Raw genomic sequence first — 16,358 nt, 5'->3', positions numbered from 1 at the left:
GCCCCGCTACGCCCGTCAGCTCGCGTCGAACTTGCGTGCTGCCAGCGAGCGGACGATGCCCGCGCGGCCTTCCACCACCAGCCGGCGTAGAGCGGGCGGGTGGTCACCGGCCAGGAACTCGTCGGCCGCGGCCACCGACTTCTCGCTGATCGACCAGGACGGGTACAGGCCGACCACGACGGTCTGTGCCACCTCGCTCGATCGCCGCTCCCACACCGCGGGAATGTCCGCGAAATAGCGGGCCACGTACGGCTCGAGCAGTTCCGACTGACCCGGTCCGGAGAACCCGCCGATGATGGCGCGGGCGGTGATGTTCGGCAGCGAGTCGTCGCCGATCACCTTGGTCCAGGCCTGCTCTTTGACGGCCGCCTGCGGCCGTAGCGTGGCCACGGCCGCAGCCTGGCGGGCCCCTGCGGCCGTGGGATCGCGCTTGGCTTCGGCGTCGATGAACGGCGATTCGACGCCGTCCGCATCGATCTCACCGGCTCCGGCCAGTGCCCCCACGATCCGCCAACGGAGATCGGTGTCGACCACGAGGCCGGGCAGCCCGACCGTGTCGGGTTCCGCGTCGAGCAGCTCCCGCAGGACCTCGGTGTGCCACGCCGACAGCTCCGCACCGGTCAGCGCGTTCACGAACGCCAACTGGTGGTCCGATCCTGCCTCGGCCTCCCGGGCCAGTTCGAGGAGCCGGTTCGCGAAGTCTGGCCAACCGTGCTCCTTCGCCCACTCGGGGTCGGCGTAGCTTCCCAGCGCGGTGTGCGCCTGCATCAGGAGCCGCTGTACCACACCGACTTCGGTTTCGGCGCTGATGCCGCGCTGCACCAGAGCGACGAAGTCCCGTGCCTTCAGCTCGGCCTGACGTGTCATCTCCCACGCAGCGGACCAGACGAGGGTGCGGGGGAGGGATTCGGCGATGTCCCCGATACGCTCGATGACCGTGGCGAGGGAGTCCGGATCGAGGCGGACCGAGCAATAGGTGAGGTCGTCGTCGTTGACCAGGATCAGTGGGCCCCGCTCCACACCGACCAGTTCGGCGACGTCGGTGCGTTCCGTGGCCTCGAGGTCGAGTTCGGCCCGATGGGTACGCACCAGCTTGCCGTCTCGATCGCCGTAGACGCCGACGGCGATGCGGTGCACGCGGCGCTCGCCGGCCCCCGGTGCGGCACCTTCTTGAATGACGCTGAAGCGGGTGAACTTACCGTCGGCGTCCACCTCGAAGTCGGGGCGCACGATGTTGAGGCCGGTGGTCTTGAGCCACTGCGCACCCCAGTCCGACAGGTCGCGGCCCGAGGACTTTTCGAGCGCGCCCAGCAGGTCGTCGAACGTCGCGTTGCCGAACGCATGCTCGCGGAAGTAGTCCCGAAGCCCCGCCAGGAACGGCTCCAGCCCGACGTAGGCGACGAGCTGCTTGAGGACGGACGCGCCCTTGGCGTAGGTGATGCCGTCGAAGTTCACCTCTACGGCGGCGAGATCGGGGATGTCGGCGGCGATCGGGTGCGTGGACGGCAGTTGGTCCTGGCGGTAGGCCCACGACTTCTCGACATTGGCGAAGGTCGTCCAGGCGCTGGTGTACTCGGTCGCCTCGCTCTGGCACAGCACCGATGCGAAGGTGGCGAACGACTCGTTGAGCCACAGGTCATCCCACCAGCGCATGGTGACGAGGTCGCCGAACCACATGTGCGCCATCTCGTGCAGTACGGTCTCGGCCCGGCGTTCGTACGACGCCCGGGTCACCTTGGACCGGAACACGTAGTCCTCGAGGAAGGTGACCGCGCCGGCGTTCTCCATTGCCCCGGCATTGAACTCGGGCACGAAGAGCTGATCGTATTTGCCGAAGGCATAGGGCGTGCCGAAGTTGCGGTGATAGAAGTCGAAGCCCTGCTTCGTTTCCGTGAAGAGGCGCTCGGCGTCCATGTGCTCGGCAAGCGAGGCGCGGCAGAAGATTCCGAGGGGAATGGCCCCGTGCTCGTCGGAGTACGTGTCGGTCCACTCGGCGTAGGGTCCGGCGATGAGCGCCACCAGGTAGGTGCTCATCTTCGGGGTGGTGCGGAAGAGGTGGCGGCCGGCCTCGGCCTTGACGGATTCGACGGTGGCAGAGTTCGAGATCACCTTCCAGTCGGCGGGGGCGGTGACGTGCACGTCGAACGTCGCCTTCAGATCCGGCTGATCGAAGCAGGCGAACATTCGCTTGGCGTCGGCAGTTTCGAACTGCGAGTACAGGTAGACGGCCTGATCGGTGGGATCGACGAATCGGTGCAGTCCCTCACCGGTATGGGAGTAGACGCAGTCGGCCTCCACGACCAGTTCGTTCTGCTCGGACAGGTCGGTGAGCGCGATACCGGTCGCCTCGTCGTAGTTCGCCACGTCGACAGGGGAACCGTTCAAGGTGGCCGAATGCACACGGGCCGCAACGATGTCGATGAAGGTGGACGTGCCGGCGACGGCGCCGAAGGTGACGGTGGTGCGTGAGCTGAACGTCTCCACACCGGGCTTCCCGGCCCCGTCGGTGAGGTCGAGTTCGATGAGGTAGTTGTCGACGGTCAGCAACCGGGCGCGTTCGGCTGCCTGTTCGCGGGTCAGGTTCGGTGGGGCCACAGAGGTCTCCTCGGGGATGGGCGGCGGTGCTCGTACTCGATGCTGCCATCCCATCACGAGTGGACCGGGGCCGTTAACCGGAGACGTCGACCAGCGGGACTGCCGGATCGGCCAGACGGTCGGGGTCGACCGGAGCCGACGAGGACACCAGGTGCTTGATCTGATCTGTGACGTCCCAGATGTTGACGTTCATTCCGGCGAGCACCCGGTTACCGGAATCGAGCCAGAAAGCGATGAACTCGCGGGTGGCGTAGTCGCCGCGCACGATGACCCGGTCGTAGGAATCGTGCGGTGCGTATCCCACGTACTCCATGCCGAGGTCGAACTGGTCGGTGAAGAAGTACGGCAGGTTGTCGTAGTGCGCCGTGTGGCCGAGCATCGTCGCTGCGGCGACTGCGGGCTGGTTCAGCGCGTTCGCCCAGTGCTCGACCCGGATTCGCGTTCCGAGCCGTGGATGCAGATGCGCGGCGATGTCGCCCACGGCGACGACGTCGGGATCACTGCTCTGCAGTCCCGCATCGACGAGGACGCCGCCGCCGTCGACGTCGAGTCCCGCCTGCTCGGCGAGTTCGATGTTGGGGGCGGCGCCGACCGCTACCAGGACCGCGTCCGCGGGCAGCACGGTGCCGTCGCCGAGTCGCACGCCGGTTGCCCGGCCGTCCTCGACCAGAATTTCCTCGACCTTGGCGGCCAGATGCAGGTGGACGCCGTGCTCTCGGTGCAGCTCCGCGAAGACCGTCCCGATCTCCGGGCCGATCGAGCCGCTCAGTGGGACCTCCGCAGCCTCCACCAGTGTCACGTCGGCGCCTCGTTCCCGGGCCGACGCGCCGACTTCGAGCCCGATCCAGCCGGCACCGATCACGACCAGACGGCCGTGCTCGCCGACTGCTTCGATGAGGGCGTCGGACTCGTCGACAGTGCGAAGGTAGTGAACCCGTGCAGCGTCCGACCCCGAGATGGGTGGCCGGCGAGACCGGGAGCCGGTGGCGAGTGCCAGCTTGTCGTACGAGAGGGTCGAACCGTCCGGGAGCGTCACGGTGTGGGCGGCGAGATCGAGGGCGGTGGCAGCGGTGCCGAGCCGCAGATCCACGTGGTGGTCGCGGTACCAGTCGCCGCGGTGCACGATGAAATCGGCGAGTGCCTTCTTGCCTGCGAAGTGTTCCTTCGACAGTGGAGGCCGCTCGTAGGGGAGGTGGTCCTCCTCGGACAAGAGGATGATTGAACCGTCGAAGTCTCTGGCGCGCAACGCCTCCGCGGTTTTCGCGCCTGCGAGACCGCCGCCGACGACGATGAACGTACGAGTGGAAGACATGGTGAACTCCCTTCCAGCCGGTGCCACTGGCTGATCATCTCGACCCTACTGCGGCGCAGGGGACCGGCGGGAAGGATTGGCCGCGACTCCGTGTTGACACCCGTAGACCTGGAATGGGCCGACGACACCACCGAGAAGGAGTAACACGTGAGTGCTGGTACGAACGCTGGAACCACGAAGGACACCGCGGATTTCTGGTTCGATCCGCTGTGCCCCTGGTGCTGGATCACGTCCCGATGGATCCTCGAGGTCGCGCAGGTCCGTGACATCGAGGCCAACTTTCACGTGATGAGCCTGGCGGTTCTCAACGAAGGTCGGGACCTGCCCGAGCAGTATCAGGAATTGATGGAGAAGGCGTGGGGGCCGGTGCGGGTGCTGATCGCGGCTGCGCAGCAGCATGGCGACGACATTTTGCTGCCCCTTTACACGGCGATGGGCACGAAGATCCACAACGAAGGCAACAAGGATTTCGCCGACGTCGTGGTCAAGTCTCTCGCCGAGGTGGGACTGCCCGCCGAGCTCGCGGGCGCAGCCGAGTCCGACCGGTACGACACCGCGTTGCGTGAGAGCCACGCTGCGGGGATGGACGCCGTCGGACCCGATGTCGGAACACCGACCATCCACGTCAACGGTGTCGCGTTCTTCGGCCCGGTGCTCTCACGCATTCCGCGCGGTGAGGACGCCGGCAAGGTGTGGGACGGCGCTGTCGCGTTGGCCGGCTACCCGCACTTCTTCGAGCTCAAGCGCACGCGCACCGAAGACCCTCAGTTCGACTGAGGCTCGTTCACATCCGGGCGGGCCCGGCCGGGTCGATCGCGTACTGCAGCTGCTGCGGATCGCGGTAGATCTGGCCGGGCTTGACGAAGAGATGCCCGTGTCGGGTGCGGTTACGCAGCGCCGCCGCACGCCAGGTGAGAACCGGATGTCCGGACAGCAGATTGACGAACCACGGAAAGAATCCGCGTTCGGTGGTGGCCCTATCGGCGAGTTCGTCGAAGCCGACGACGCTGACGAGGTACTTGCCCGCGCCGAGGACGCCCATCGCGCCGCGAGCGCCCTGGGGCCGCACGCAGAAGCCGTGATTGTCCGCGGTGTACTCCATGGACCGGAACAGCGCCGATCCGACGACGGGAATGTAGTTGGCCGCGAACTGTCCCAGCTGCCGCCAGTAGGAGGCGTGACCCGCCGCGATGTGTCCCACCTCGTGGCCGATGATGAAGGCGAGGGCGTCCGGTTCGCGTGCCTCCCCACCGATCTCGAAGAGGTCGCTGTACACCACGACGAAACGTCGGAATCCGTGCCCGGACGCGAACGCGTTGATCCGGCCGTTCCCGAGCACCACATAGGCGTCGGGCGGCTCGGCCATACCGAACCGTGCCGCCGCCTCGGCCACCATGCGGTAACCGTCCGGGAACTGGGTGGGCGTCATCTTGATGCCGTTCACCTGTTGCGAGCCGTACAACTGCCCGCGAGCGATGGCGATGAGGATCGGGGCGACGAGCACGACCACAACCCAGGTGGAGACCACACCGAGTACGAGCGACACGATCGCCGCCGCGTAGGCCACGACCGTGAGGGCGACGGCGCACACCAGAAGCGGAATCTCCCACGAATGCCGCGCCGGGCGGTCGTTCGGCATCAGCCCCGGGGCGGGCAGCGGGGGAGGTGTCCATCCCATTCCGCTGTTCCACTGCGGCTGCCCGGATGCCGGCAGGTGTCCCGGATGCACGTGTCCCCAGTTCTGTCCGTTATCGGGATACATGCTGATCACGATAGGCGCACCGGGGTCGTGGCACGATTCGCTCCCGTCGCCTGACAGAATCTCCAGTCATGCGCGTATACCTGGGTGCCGACCATGCCGGATTCGAACGTAAGAACGAGATCATCGAACACCTTACCGCCACCGGTCACGAGGCCGTCGACTGCGGTGCTCACGTCTACGACGCCGTCGACGACTACCCGGCCTTCTGCATCGAGGCGGCTCGCCGGGTGGTCGAGGACGAGGGCAGTCTCGGCATCGTTCTGGGCGGCAGCGGCAACGGCGAGCAGATCGCAGCGAACAAGGTGCCCGGCGCCCGCTGCGCGCTCGCGTGGAGCGTGGAGACGGCTCAGTTGGCGCGTCAGCACAACAACGCCCAGCTGATCGGGATCGGCGGACGCATGCACTCACTCGAGGAGACCCTGGCGATGGTCGACGCCTTCCTCAGCACGGAGTGGTCGAACGAGGAGCGGCACCAGCGCCGGATCGACATCCTCGCCGAGTACGAGAAGACCGGCGTCGCCCCGGCACTGCCCGAGGCCTGACGAGAGAACTTCCATGCCCGAGGGCCCCACACTTCACCGGCTGGCGCGCTTGCATCAGCGCCGATTCGGCCGTGCTCCGGTGCGGGTATCCAGCCCGCAGGGCAGGTTCGCGGAAGAGGCGGCGATTCTCGACGGGCGCGTCCTCCTGAAGGCGGAGGCGTGGGGCAAGCATCTGTGGCACCACTACGAGGGCGGGTTCGCCGTCCACGTTCACCTCGGTCTCTACGGCACCTTCACGGAGTCGCACGTTCCGATGGACCCGCCGGTGGGCCAGGTCCGGATGCGGATGGTCGGTGCCGATTTCGGCACCGACCTTCGCGGTCCCACCGCGTGTGAATTGCACGACGAACTTCAGGTCGCCGCTGTGGAGGCCAGGCTCGGACCTGATCCACTCCGCAAGGACGCCGATCCAGAGAAGGCGTGGAAGCGGATCTCCTCGTCGAAGACGGCAATCGGGGCCCTGCTCATGGACCAAGCCGTCGTCGCAGGAATCGGCAACGTCTACCGGGCGGAGGTGCTCTTCCGGCATTCGATCCACCCCGAGCGGCCCGGCCGCGAGCTGTCCCACGACGAGTGGGACGCAGCGTGGGCCGATCTCGTCGACCTCATGAAGCTGTCGGTGCGCCGCGGTCAGATTCATGTGGTCCGGCCTGAAGACGACCACGGCGAACCGCCCTACGCGAAGGGGCGTCCCCGAACCTATGTCTATCGTCGGGCAGGGGAGCCGTGCCGGATCTGTGGAACAGCGATTGCCCATTCGGTCATGAAGGGGCGCAACCTCTTCTGGTGTCCCACCTGCCAGCCGTCCTGACCCGGCGGCGTCGCGCACACCAACTGCCGGTCACGAGACGGCGACTCAGATGTCGAAACCGCCGAAACCGCCGTCGCCGCCGAAGCCCATGAACCCATCGCCGCCGCCGCTCATGTCGCCGCCGGCGTCGCCGCTCATGTCGCCGCCGGTGTCGCCGATCGTGTCCCCGCCATCTCCACCGTCTCCGCCCGAGTCTCCGGCGTCGGCAGCGGCGTCGCCCTGACCGCTTTCCCAGTCCTGGGCGCCGTACGCCACCCCCGACATTCCGGAGAACATCGCGGAGAACAGGAACATCGAGCCGACGCCCCAGGCGCCGGCAATGAGCGCCGGTTTCCACCACGGCTCGGAGTACCAGCCGGCGGGGACGGGGCGGCCCGCGACTCGACCGCCGGGGTAATAGTTGGGGGTTCTCGGCGAGGGATTCGGTGACGCGGCTACCTGACGCCCCTCGAAGTCGACCTCCCGGTCCTCGGTGACCTGACCGGCCACCTTCTGACCTTCGAGGGTGGGAATCTCGGGCCCGGGGTCCATCCCCATCGCGATGCGCGCGGCGCGGATGTAATACAGACCTTCGAGAGCGGTCTGCTTGGCGAGACGCGCCTGCATCGGGGTGCCGGCCTGATCGATCTGCGACCCAGCGGCGATGTAGCGCTCGGACGCGTCGGCCAGGGCCTGCTTGGACGCGTCGTCCGAACCGACGAGGTTGTAGACCTGCCCGCCGAGACGCTCGATGGCCTGCCGGGCGTCCGCTTTGGCATCCTCGAGTTGGTGTGCTGTCTGCTCCGCCCGCGTGTTGCGGCCTCGCACGACCAGGAACCCGACCGCGGCGACGATCACGAGGATGAGTAGGAGTTCCACGAGAGCCTCCAAGGGCTGAGCGGCCGTCGCCAGGACGAATCGGACAACTCTCAGCGTACCGACGAAACCGGGGATTAAGCGCTGAGCGAACGTCGAGACGGTCGGGGAGCGGAATCTCCAGGTTTGTGACGCATGTCATAGGACCGTGCGTTGTCCGCCCGGCCACCGGGACACGAAAAAGGAGCGCTTCCGCGAGGGGAAACGCTCCTGTGTGGAGGGGATGACGGGAATCGAACCCGCGTAATCAGTTTGGAAGACTGAGGCTCTACCATTGAGCTACATCCCCGTGCATACGACAACCTGGGATCGCCATGCATGTCGTCTGCGATGTCAGACTGTACCCAATCCCGCTTTGGATTTCATAATCGGGGGGCCGTAGGATTCTTCCTCGGGTCCTCGCGAGGTTGGCGAGAGCCTGCTCGGACCGGGGTGTAGCGCAGCTTGGTAGCGCATCCGCTTTGGGAGCGGAGGGTCGCAGGTTCAAATCCTGTCACCCCGACCAGAACCACAGGGCAGGCAACTGCCGCACAGTAAAGAGCACGACCACACGAAGGAGCCAGTCCGTGAAGAGCACCGTCGAGCAGCTCAGCCCGACGCGAGTCCGTATCAACGTTGAGGTGCCCTTCGAGGAGCTCAAGCCTGATTTCGACAAGGCCTACAAGGCCCTCGCGCAACAGATCCGTCTCCCCGGCTTCCGTCCGGGCAAGGCACCGGCCAAGTTGCTCGAAGCTCGTGTCGGACGTGGAGCCGTCCTGGAGCAGGTCGTCAACGATGCGCTCCCGTCCCGCTACTCCGAGGCCGTCACCACGGCTGCGGTGAAGGCGATCGGTCAGCCCGAGATCGAGATCACGAAGATCGAGGACGGCGAGCTCCTCGAGTTCACCGCCGAGGTCGACGTGCGTCCCGAGATCACGCTGCCCGACTACAGCGAACTCAGCGTCACCGTCGATCCCATCGAGATCACCGACGAGGCCGTCGAGGAGCAGCTGCTGTCGCTGCGTCAGCGCTTCGGCACCCTCACCGGTGTCGATCGTCCGGTTCAGGACGGCGACTTCATCTCCATCGATCTGTCGGCCACCGTCGACGGTGAGGCCGTTCCCGAGGCCACCGCGAGCGGACTGTCGCACGAGGTCGGCTCCGGTCAGCTGATCGAGGGCCTCGACGAGGCCGTCATCGGTCTCTCCGCCGGCGAGTCCAAGGAGTTCACCTCGACACTCGTCGCCGGTGATCATGCGGGCAAGGAAGCCGTCGTCACCGTCACCGTCGGCACCGTCAAGGAGCGCGAGCTCCCGGCCGAGGACGACGAGTTCGCTCAGCTGGCAAGCGAGTTCGACACCCTCGATGAGCTGAAGGCCGACCTGCGCGAGCGCGTCGGACGGGTTCGCAAGGTCGAGCAGGCGGGGCAGATCCGCGACAAGGTCCTCGAGACCCTGCTGGAGACCGTCGAGGTTCCGCTGCCCGAGGCAGTCGTCAAGGCCGAGGTCGACGCGGCACTGCACGACGCCGTGCACAGCCTCGACCACGACGAGGACGCCCTGAACAAGGCGCTCGAGGAGCAGGGCACCAGCCGCGAAGAGTTCGACAAGGACGCCAAGGAGAGCGCCGAGCGCTCGGTGAAGACCCAGCTGCTGCTGGACGCCATCGCCGACGCGTCCGACGTCACCGTGGGCCAGGACGAACTCACCGAGCGCATCCTGTTCCAGGCCCAGCGCTACGGCATGGCTCCGGAGCAGTTCATTCAGCAGATCCAGCAGGCCGGCCAGCTCGGTGCCGTCTTCGCCGACGTGCGCCGCGGCAAGGCTCTCGCCGGTGTCGTCGAGCAGGCCACCGTCACCGACACCACGGGTGCCACCGTGGACACTGCGGAACTGTTCGGCAACGGCGAGACCGAAACCGATGAGCCCGCCGCGGATTCCGCCGAGGGCGAAGACGAGAGCTAACGCTGGTCGCGGGGTGTTTCCCGCATGTTCGGCGGTGAGTTGTTTTCCGCTTTGAGCGAAGTAGGGCGGCACCGGGACTCCGGTGCCGCCCTCCTTCGTTAGTGTCTGTGTCAGCAATCAACGATTTACGTAGAAGGCAGGTACCGTGACTTCCAATCACCTGGAGACTTTGCAGAGTCCCGCCATGACTTCAGCCACCGCTGGGTTGAACCTCAGCGATTCGGTGTACGAGCGCCTGCTGCGCGAGCGCATCATCTTCCTCGGTACCCAGGTCGACGACGACATCGCGAACAAGCTGTGCGCTCAGATCCTGCTGCTGTCGGCAGAGGATCCCAATCGGGACATCTCCCTCTACATCAACTCGCCCGGCGGCTCGGTCAGCGCCGGAATGGCGATCTACGACACGATGCAGTTCGCGGAGTGCGACGTTGCCACGTTCGGAATGGGTCTTGCCGCCTCGATGGGTCAGTTCCTGCTCTCCGCCGGTGCGAAGGGCAAGCGTTACGCTCTCCCGCACGCCCGGATCATGATGCACCAGCCGTCCGCCGGTATCGGGGGCACCGCCAGTGACATCGCGATCATGGCCGAGCAGTTCGCCCACACCAAGCGTGAGATGGCCGAGCTGATCGCCGAGCACACCGGTCAGACCGTCGAGCAGATCACCGCCGACTCCGACCGCGACCGCTGGTTCACCGCCAATGAGGCTCTCGAATACGGCTTCGTCGACCACGTCGTCTCCCGCGCACGCCAGGCGGGTGGAACCGGTAGCTGAATCCGGCCCCTGACCCTCCCCGCGTCCCACACATCCTTGGAGAACTGATGACCAACCTGTTCGATCCCCGCAACCTGGGAGGCCAGGCGCCCGCCGCCCCGCAGTCGCGCTACATTCTGCCGTCGTTCATCGAGCACTCGAGCTATGGCGTCAAAGAGTCCAACCCGTACAACAAGCTGTTCGAGGAGCGCATCATCTTCCTCGGCGTCCAGGTCGACGATGCCTCGGCCAACGACGTGATGGCTCAGTTGCTCGTCCTGGAGTCGCTCGACCCCGATCGCGACATCACGATGTACATCAACTCCCCGGGTGGTTCGTTCACCTCGTTGATGGCGATCTACGACACCATGCAGTACGTGCGCGCCGACATCACCACGGTGTGCCTGGGTCAGGCGGCGTCGGCTGCGGCCGTCCTGCTGGCCGCCGGGTCGCCAGGTAAGCGCCTGGCACTGCCGAACGCTCGCGTCCTCATCCACCAGCCGGCCTCTGGTGGCATCCAGGGCCAGGTGTCGGACCTCGAGATTCAGGCAGCCGAGATCGAGCGCATGCGCCGCCTGATGGAGACGACGCTGTCGAAGCACACCGGCAAGACGCCGGATGTGATTCGCAAGGACACCGATCGCGACAAGATCCTCACCGCCGAAGAGGCGAAGGAATACGGGATCATCGACGACGTGCTCGAGTACCGCAAACTCAGCGCCCAGAAGTGATGTATTGCCGCCCCGGCTCGGGCGACACGCCGTGAGGGTGGAGTTGCGACGGGCCGGGTGCGGCGTCGGTAAGGCTGGCGTTCCCCGAAGATCGGCGAGCGAATCACCGACAACCAGTCGACCTCGCTCGCGATCTGCGGGTACGGTCACATAACGGGCTTTCGTTTTTCGGTGGGTGCGCAGCACGCGTGTCATCGGGATTCGGTGGTTGCACGTAAACGAAGGAAGTAGGGACCTGACGAGATGGCACGCATCGGTGACGGCGGGGATCTGCTCAAGTGCTCTTTCTGCGGTAAGAGCCAGAAGCAGGTCAAAAAGCTCATTGCGGGGCCTGGGGTGTACATCTGCGACGAGTGCATCGACCTCTGCAACGAGATCATCGAAGAGGAGCTGGCCGAGTCCAGCGAGGTGAAGCTCGACGAGCTGCCGAAGCCTGCCGAGATCCGGGACTTTCTCGAGAATTACGTGATCGGCCAGGACGCCGCCAAGCGGACCCTCGCTGTCGCCGTATACAACCATTACAAGCGCATCCAGGCCGGTGACAAGGGTCGCGACGCGCGTGGTGAGACGGTCGAGCTGGCCAAGTCGAACATCCTCATGCTCGGCCCCACCGGCTGTGGCAAGACCTACCTTGCTCAGACGTTGGCGAAGATGCTCAACGTCCCGTTCGCGATCGCCGACGCCACGGCACTCACCGAGGCCGGTTACGTGGGTGAAGACGTCGAGAACATTCTGCTCAAGCTGATCCAGGCCGCCGATTACGACGTCAAGCGCGCCGAGACCGGCATCATCTACATCGACGAGGTCGACAAGATCGCCCGCAAGAGCGAGAACCCGTCGATCACGCGCGATGTGTCCGGTGAAGGCGTGCAGCAGGCACTTTTGAAGATCTTGGAGGGAACGCAGGCGAGCGTGCCTCCGCAGGGCGGGCGCAAGCACCCCCATCAGGAATTCATCCAGATCGACACCACCAACGTGCTCTTCATCGTGGCCGGCGCCTTCGCCGGACTCGAGCGGATCGTCTCCGACCGGGTCGGCAAGCGCGGAATCGGCTTCGGCGCCGAGGTGCGTTCCAAGGCGGAGATCGATACGCAGGACCACTTCGCCGAGGTCATGCCCGAAGACCTGATCAAGTTCGGTCTGATTCCCGAATTCATCGGTCGCTTGCCGGTGGTTGCGTCGGTCACCAACCTCGACAAAGAATCGCTCGTCCAGATCCTGTCCGAGCCGAAGAACTCGCTGGTCAAGCAATACAACCGGCTCTTCGACATGGATGGCGTGGAGTTGGAGTTCACCACGGACGCGCTCGAGGCCATCGCCGACCAAGCGATTCTTCGTGGCACCGGTGCCCGCGGTCTCCGCGCGATCATGGAAGAAGTTCTTCTCCCGGTCATGTACGACATCCCGAGTCGCGACGATGTCGAAAAGGTCGTGGTCAGCGCCGAAACGGTCAACGACAACGTTCTGCCGACCATCGTTCCGCGTAAGCCCGACCGCGGGGAACGCCGGGACAAGTCCGCGTAGGCGGAGGCGCGCTGTATCCTGATTGCGGACTAACTCACTAGTTCGTACATACGGAGGTAACGCGCGCGATGACAGCTCCAGGACCGATCTTCGTTCTGAACGGCCCCAACCTGAACCTGCTCGGGCAGCGCCAGCCCGAGGTGTACGGATCCGAGACGCTCGATGACGTCGTCGAACTCTGTCGCACCTCGGCTGCGCGGGCCGGTCGGGAGATCGTGGCTCGTCAGTCCAATCACGAGGGCCAACTGATCGACTGGGTGCACGAAGCGCGGACCACTGCGTCGGGCGTGGTGATCAACCCCGGTGGATACACCCACACCTCGGTGGCGCTACGCGATGCACTCGTCACGCTCGAGGTGCCGTTGGTGGAGGTCCACATCAGCAATGTTCACGCGCGCGAGGAATTCCGGCGACACTCGTACGTCTCCGGCGTTGCCACCGGCGTGATCGCCGGGCTGGGAATTTTCGGGTACGGGCTGGCCGTCGACTTCATCTGCAACAAGGGCTGAGTACGTCGTGGCAGAGCGGATCCGGACAAGTGTCGCCACCGTCTCCCTCAGTGGGTCGTTGGAGGCGAAGGTCGCCGCGATCGCCGCCGCGGGTTTCGACGGGTTCGAGGTGTTCGAACCCGACTTCGTGAGCTCGCCGTGGTCTCCTCGTGAACTCGCAACCCGCGCAACCGATCTCGGGCTCACGCTGGATCTCTATCAGCCGTTCCGTGACCTCGATTCGACGGACGATGCCACCTTCGCCCGCAACCTGGTCCGGGCAGAACGCAAATTCGACATCATGGAGCAGCTCGGCTGCGACACCATGCTGGTCTGCTCGTCTCCGTTGCCGCAGGCGGTACGCGACGACGGTCTTCTCACCGCTCAACTCCACACTCTTGCCGAACGTGCGCACGCCCGTGGACTGCGGATCGCGTACGAGGCGCTGGCTTGGGGAACGCACGTCAACACCTATCGTCATGCGTGGAAGATCGTGGCGGACGCGGACCATCCCGCCCTCGGAACCTGTCTCGACAGCTTCCACATCCTCTCGCGCGGCGACGACCCGTCGGGCATCCGCGACATCCCGGGCGAGAAGATTTTTTTCTTGCAACTCGCGGACGCACCACGCCTGTCGATGGATGTCCTGCAGTGGAGTCGGCATCACCGAAACTTCCCGGGGCAGGGCAACTTCGAGCTTGCGGCGTTCGGTGCGCACGTGCAGGCGGCGGGCTACAAGGGCCCGTGGTCACTCGAAATATTCAACGACACGTTCCGGCAGTCGTCCACCGGCCGCACGGCGGCCGACGCTCACCGTTCGTTGTTGTATCTGCAGGAGGAAGTCGGCCGGGTTCTGGCGGAACGCGGCGAAGTGGCCGACGGCGGGCCCGTCCTCTTCCGGCCACCGCCCCGCGCGCCGCTCGAGGGAATCGTGTCCTTGCGCCTCGCGGCGGGTCCTGGAAAAGAAGCGGACCTGCGGCAGGCATTGCAGCACATCGGTTTTCAGCTAGCCGGGCGGCATCGCAACCACGACCTCCAGTTGTGGCGGCACGGGCCGTTGACCGTCATCGTCGACGCCACGGCCGGTACCGTGTGGACTGCCCCGGGTCTGCCTGCGCATTTGCCGGTGCTCACCCAGATCGGTATCCGGTCGAGCGATCCGGACGCGTGGGGTGAGCGGGCAGCAGCGCTCGAGGTGCCGGTGCACGAGGTTCAGTTGCCGGGCGTGGACACGGCTCCCGAGTCAGATGTAGTGCGGCTGAAAATCACCGATGCCACCTCGCTGGACCTGCGAGGGCCCGGGAGTGCGGCTGCGTGGCAGTCGGCGTTCGACCTGTATCCCACCGAGTCGCGGTGGCAGGACGACGTTCCCGTCTTCACGGGCGTCGACCATGTGGCCCTGGCTGTGCCGTCCGACAACTGGGACGGCATCATGCTCCTGCTGCGGTCGGTGTTCGCGATGGCGCCGCACGAGGGCCTCGATGTCACCGACGCGGTCGGAATGATGCGCAGTCAGGCACTGACGATGGACCAGACGGGTGCCGACGGCGTCGACCGGCCGCTGCGCATCTCGCTGAACATGGTTCCGGGCGCAGCGCCCGGCAATTCGCACATCGCCGCGACCAGGCGTGGTGGGATCAGCCATGTGGCGTTCTCGTGCAGCGACATTTTCACCGCTGCGGCCGCGATGCAGTCCAACGGGTTCGAGCCGTTGTCGATCTCACCGAACTACTACGACGACCTCGAGGCCCGGTTCGGGCTGTCCCGCGAGTTGCTGGACCGGATGAGCAGTTCGGGCATCATGTACGACGCCGATCCGCACGGGGAGTTCTTCCACGTGTTCACCAGGACGGTGGGCGCCGACCTGTTCTTCGAGGTGGTGCAGCGGATCGGTGAGTACGAGGGCTATGGCGACGCCAACTCGGCGATGCGCTTGGCCGCCCAGCTGCGGGCGGCCGGCTGAGGGGCGGGCACGGCGTCAGTTACCGGTGGTCCGCGGACTCCGGATCGAGGATCGCTGGACCATCTCCACCGTGACGCGCTCACCCGTCTCGAGTGACTCGACTCCCGCCGCGCACACTGCGGCGGCCGCGTATCCGTCCCATGCGTCCGGCCCGTCGATGTAGTTGCCCGTCCTCGATCCCGAGCGGACAGCATCGACCCACCGCTGAAGCTCGATGTCGTAGGCCTGCCCGAACCGCTCCATGAAGGTCCGCGTGATCCGACCGCTTCGAATGCCGGGTGTGCTCGTACGAATCAGTCCTACGTCGAGACCGATCATTGCGCTACCCGATTCCCCGACAACTTCTGTCCGGACCTCGTAGGCGACCCCGGTGGTGACGAACACCTCCACGTCGACGTGCATGCCGGACGTGGTGGTGAACAGAGCGATCTGCGGATCCCGCAGGCCCTCCGGTGCTCGTGGGTTGGGTCGGGGCGTGATGATCTGAACGGAGGAGATCTCCTCGTTCAGCAGGAAGCGGGTCACATCGACCTCGTGCACCAGCGAATCCTTGACGATCATCGCGCTGTCGAAATGAGGTGGCACGCTGAGGTTTCGGTGGATGCAGTGCAGGAGCAGGGGGCGACCCAACTGCCCCGAGTGGAGGAGGGCCGCGAGTTGCCGGTACTCGGGATCGAATCGGCGCATGAAACCCACTTGTATGAGCTTCGTGCCCAGTTCCGCCTCACGCGTGACCACTTCGAGTGATGTGGCGACGTCGGTAGTGAGGGGCTTCTCGCACATCACCGGCTTGCCGTGTTCGAGGCACGCAAGCAGTTGTTTCTCATGGGCCGGGCCGGGACTGGCCAGCAGTACGGCGTCGACGTCCGGATCCGCGATCGCATCGAACGGATCTTCGACGACGCGGCAATTCGGGATGGTCGCGGCGAGTCGCGCAGCCTTCTCGACGACGTAGTCGTTGACCACCGCGACCCGGGCACCGGAGATTGTGGAGGTGATGCGTGTGACGTGATCGGCGCCCATCATGCCGACGCCCAGTACGGCGATGCGGAGGTTCCGGCTTGCGGTCATGGGGGGAACG

At 65.7% G+C, this 16,358-nt stretch carries 14 protein-coding genes and 2 tRNA genes; 10 read left to right on the top strand and 6 right to left on the bottom strand.

Annotation, left to right across the window (positions count from 1 at the left end; translation table 11 throughout):
* Positions 1–15: 15 nt before the first annotated feature.
* Positions 16–2,595, bottom strand: a complete 2,580-nt coding sequence (gene pepN / locus JQT59_RS26480) for an aminopeptidase N (protein WP_213572606.1) — start codon at positions 2,593–2,595, stop codon at positions 16–18.
* A gap of 73 nt (positions 2,596–2,668) precedes the next feature.
* Positions 2,669–3,907: an NAD(P)/FAD-dependent oxidoreductase gene (locus JQT59_RS26475; RefSeq protein ID WP_213572605.1), complete on the bottom strand. Its 1,239-nt coding sequence runs from the start codon at positions 3,905–3,907 to the stop codon at positions 2,669–2,671.
* Positions 3,908–4,054: 147 nt separating this feature from the next.
* On the opposite strand from JQT59_RS26475, the gene JQT59_RS26470 reads away from it, so the two are divergent.
* The gene (locus JQT59_RS26470; protein WP_109335002.1) at positions 4,055–4,684 is read left to right on the top strand and encodes a mycothiol-dependent nitroreductase Rv2466c family protein; all 630 of its coding nucleotides are present in this window, start codon (positions 4,055–4,057) and stop codon (positions 4,682–4,684) included.
* 7 nt (positions 4,685–4,691) lie between these two features.
* Here JQT59_RS26470 and JQT59_RS26465 read toward each other — a convergent pair whose 3' ends face one another.
* Positions 4,692–5,669 carry a M48 family metallopeptidase gene (locus tag JQT59_RS26465; RefSeq protein ID WP_502939740.1) on the bottom strand — a complete coding sequence of 326 codons (978 nt, stop codon included), beginning with the start codon at positions 5,667–5,669 and terminating at the stop codon, positions 4,692–4,694.
* A 68-nt stretch (positions 5,670–5,737) separates the two neighbouring features.
* Between JQT59_RS26465 and JQT59_RS26460 the strand changes: the two genes are divergently transcribed.
* Both JQT59_RS26460 and JQT59_RS26455 read left to right on the top strand, forming a co-directional pair.
* Positions 5,738–6,211, top strand: coding sequence for a ribose-5-phosphate isomerase (locus tag JQT59_RS26460; RefSeq protein WP_213572603.1), 474 nt, complete (start codon positions 5,738–5,740; stop codon positions 6,209–6,211).
* A 13-nt stretch (positions 6,212–6,224) separates the two neighbouring features.
* Entirely contained in the window at positions 6,225–7,022 is a 798-nt protein-coding gene (locus JQT59_RS26455) for an Fpg/Nei family DNA glycosylase (protein WP_213572602.1), read from the top strand.
* Between the two features lie 45 nt (positions 7,023–7,067).
* Here JQT59_RS26455 and JQT59_RS26450 read toward each other — a convergent pair whose 3' ends face one another.
* Together JQT59_RS26450 and JQT59_RS26445 are read right to left on the bottom strand one after the other, a co-directional pair.
* Positions 7,068–7,880: a DUF1542 domain-containing protein gene (locus JQT59_RS26450; protein WP_213572601.1), complete on the bottom strand. Its 813-nt coding sequence runs from the start codon at positions 7,878–7,880 to the stop codon at positions 7,068–7,070.
* 212 nt (positions 7,881–8,092) lie between these two features.
* Positions 8,093–8,166: transfer RNA gene (locus tag JQT59_RS26445), tRNA-Gly, on the bottom strand.
* Between the two features lie 139 nt (positions 8,167–8,305).
* On the opposite strand from JQT59_RS26445, the gene JQT59_RS26440 reads away from it, so the two are divergent.
* The 7 genes from JQT59_RS26440 (at position 8,306) to JQT59_RS26410 (ending at position 15,277) form a co-directional block, all read left to right on the top strand.
* A tRNA-Pro gene (locus JQT59_RS26440) sits at positions 8,306–8,382 on the top strand.
* A gap of 61 nt (positions 8,383–8,443) precedes the next feature.
* Positions 8,444–9,820: a trigger factor gene (tig, locus tag JQT59_RS26435; protein WP_213572600.1), complete on the top strand. Its 1,377-nt coding sequence runs from the start codon at positions 8,444–8,446 to the stop codon at positions 9,818–9,820.
* Between the two features lie 184 nt (positions 9,821–10,004).
* The gene (locus JQT59_RS26430) at positions 10,005–10,592 is read left to right on the top strand and encodes an ATP-dependent Clp protease proteolytic subunit (protein ID WP_109328849.1); all 588 of its coding nucleotides are present in this window, start codon (positions 10,005–10,007) and stop codon (positions 10,590–10,592) included.
* A 47-nt stretch (positions 10,593–10,639) separates the two neighbouring features.
* On the top strand, positions 10,640–11,302 hold the full coding sequence (locus tag JQT59_RS26425; RefSeq protein ID WP_109328851.1) for an ATP-dependent Clp protease proteolytic subunit: 663 nt from the start codon (positions 10,640–10,642) through the stop codon (positions 11,300–11,302).
* 243 nt (positions 11,303–11,545) lie between these two features.
* Positions 11,546–12,826, top strand: a complete 1,281-nt coding sequence (clpX, locus tag JQT59_RS26420; protein ID WP_213572599.1) for an ATP-dependent Clp protease ATP-binding subunit ClpX — start codon at positions 11,546–11,548, stop codon at positions 12,824–12,826.
* A gap of 68 nt (positions 12,827–12,894) precedes the next feature.
* Positions 12,895–13,335 carry a type II 3-dehydroquinate dehydratase gene (aroQ, locus tag JQT59_RS26415; protein WP_213572598.1) on the top strand — a complete coding sequence of 147 codons (441 nt, stop codon included), beginning with the start codon at positions 12,895–12,897 and terminating at the stop codon, positions 13,333–13,335.
* Positions 13,336–13,342: 7 nt separating this feature from the next.
* Complete coding sequence (locus JQT59_RS26410) at positions 13,343–15,277, top strand: sugar phosphate isomerase/epimerase and 4-hydroxyphenylpyruvate domain-containing protein (RefSeq protein ID WP_213572597.1); 1,935 nt, start codon at positions 13,343–13,345, stop codon at positions 15,275–15,277.
* Between the two features lie 15 nt (positions 15,278–15,292).
* Here the strand turns inward: JQT59_RS26410 and JQT59_RS26405 are convergent, their stop codons facing one another.
* Positions 15,293–16,348, bottom strand: a complete 1,056-nt coding sequence (locus JQT59_RS26405; protein WP_213572596.1) for a Gfo/Idh/MocA family protein — start codon at positions 16,346–16,348, stop codon at positions 15,293–15,295.
* Positions 16,349–16,358: the final 10 nt, after the last annotated feature.

The sequence above is a fragment of the Rhodococcus sp. USK13 genome (assembly GCF_018343855.1).
GTDB classification, from domain to species: domain Bacteria; phylum Actinomycetota; class Actinomycetes; order Mycobacteriales; family Mycobacteriaceae; genus Rhodococcus_F; species Rhodococcus_F oxybenzonivorans.
Note: the sequence above shows the minus strand (reverse complement) of the source record. Positions and strands in the feature narration are given on the sequence as shown.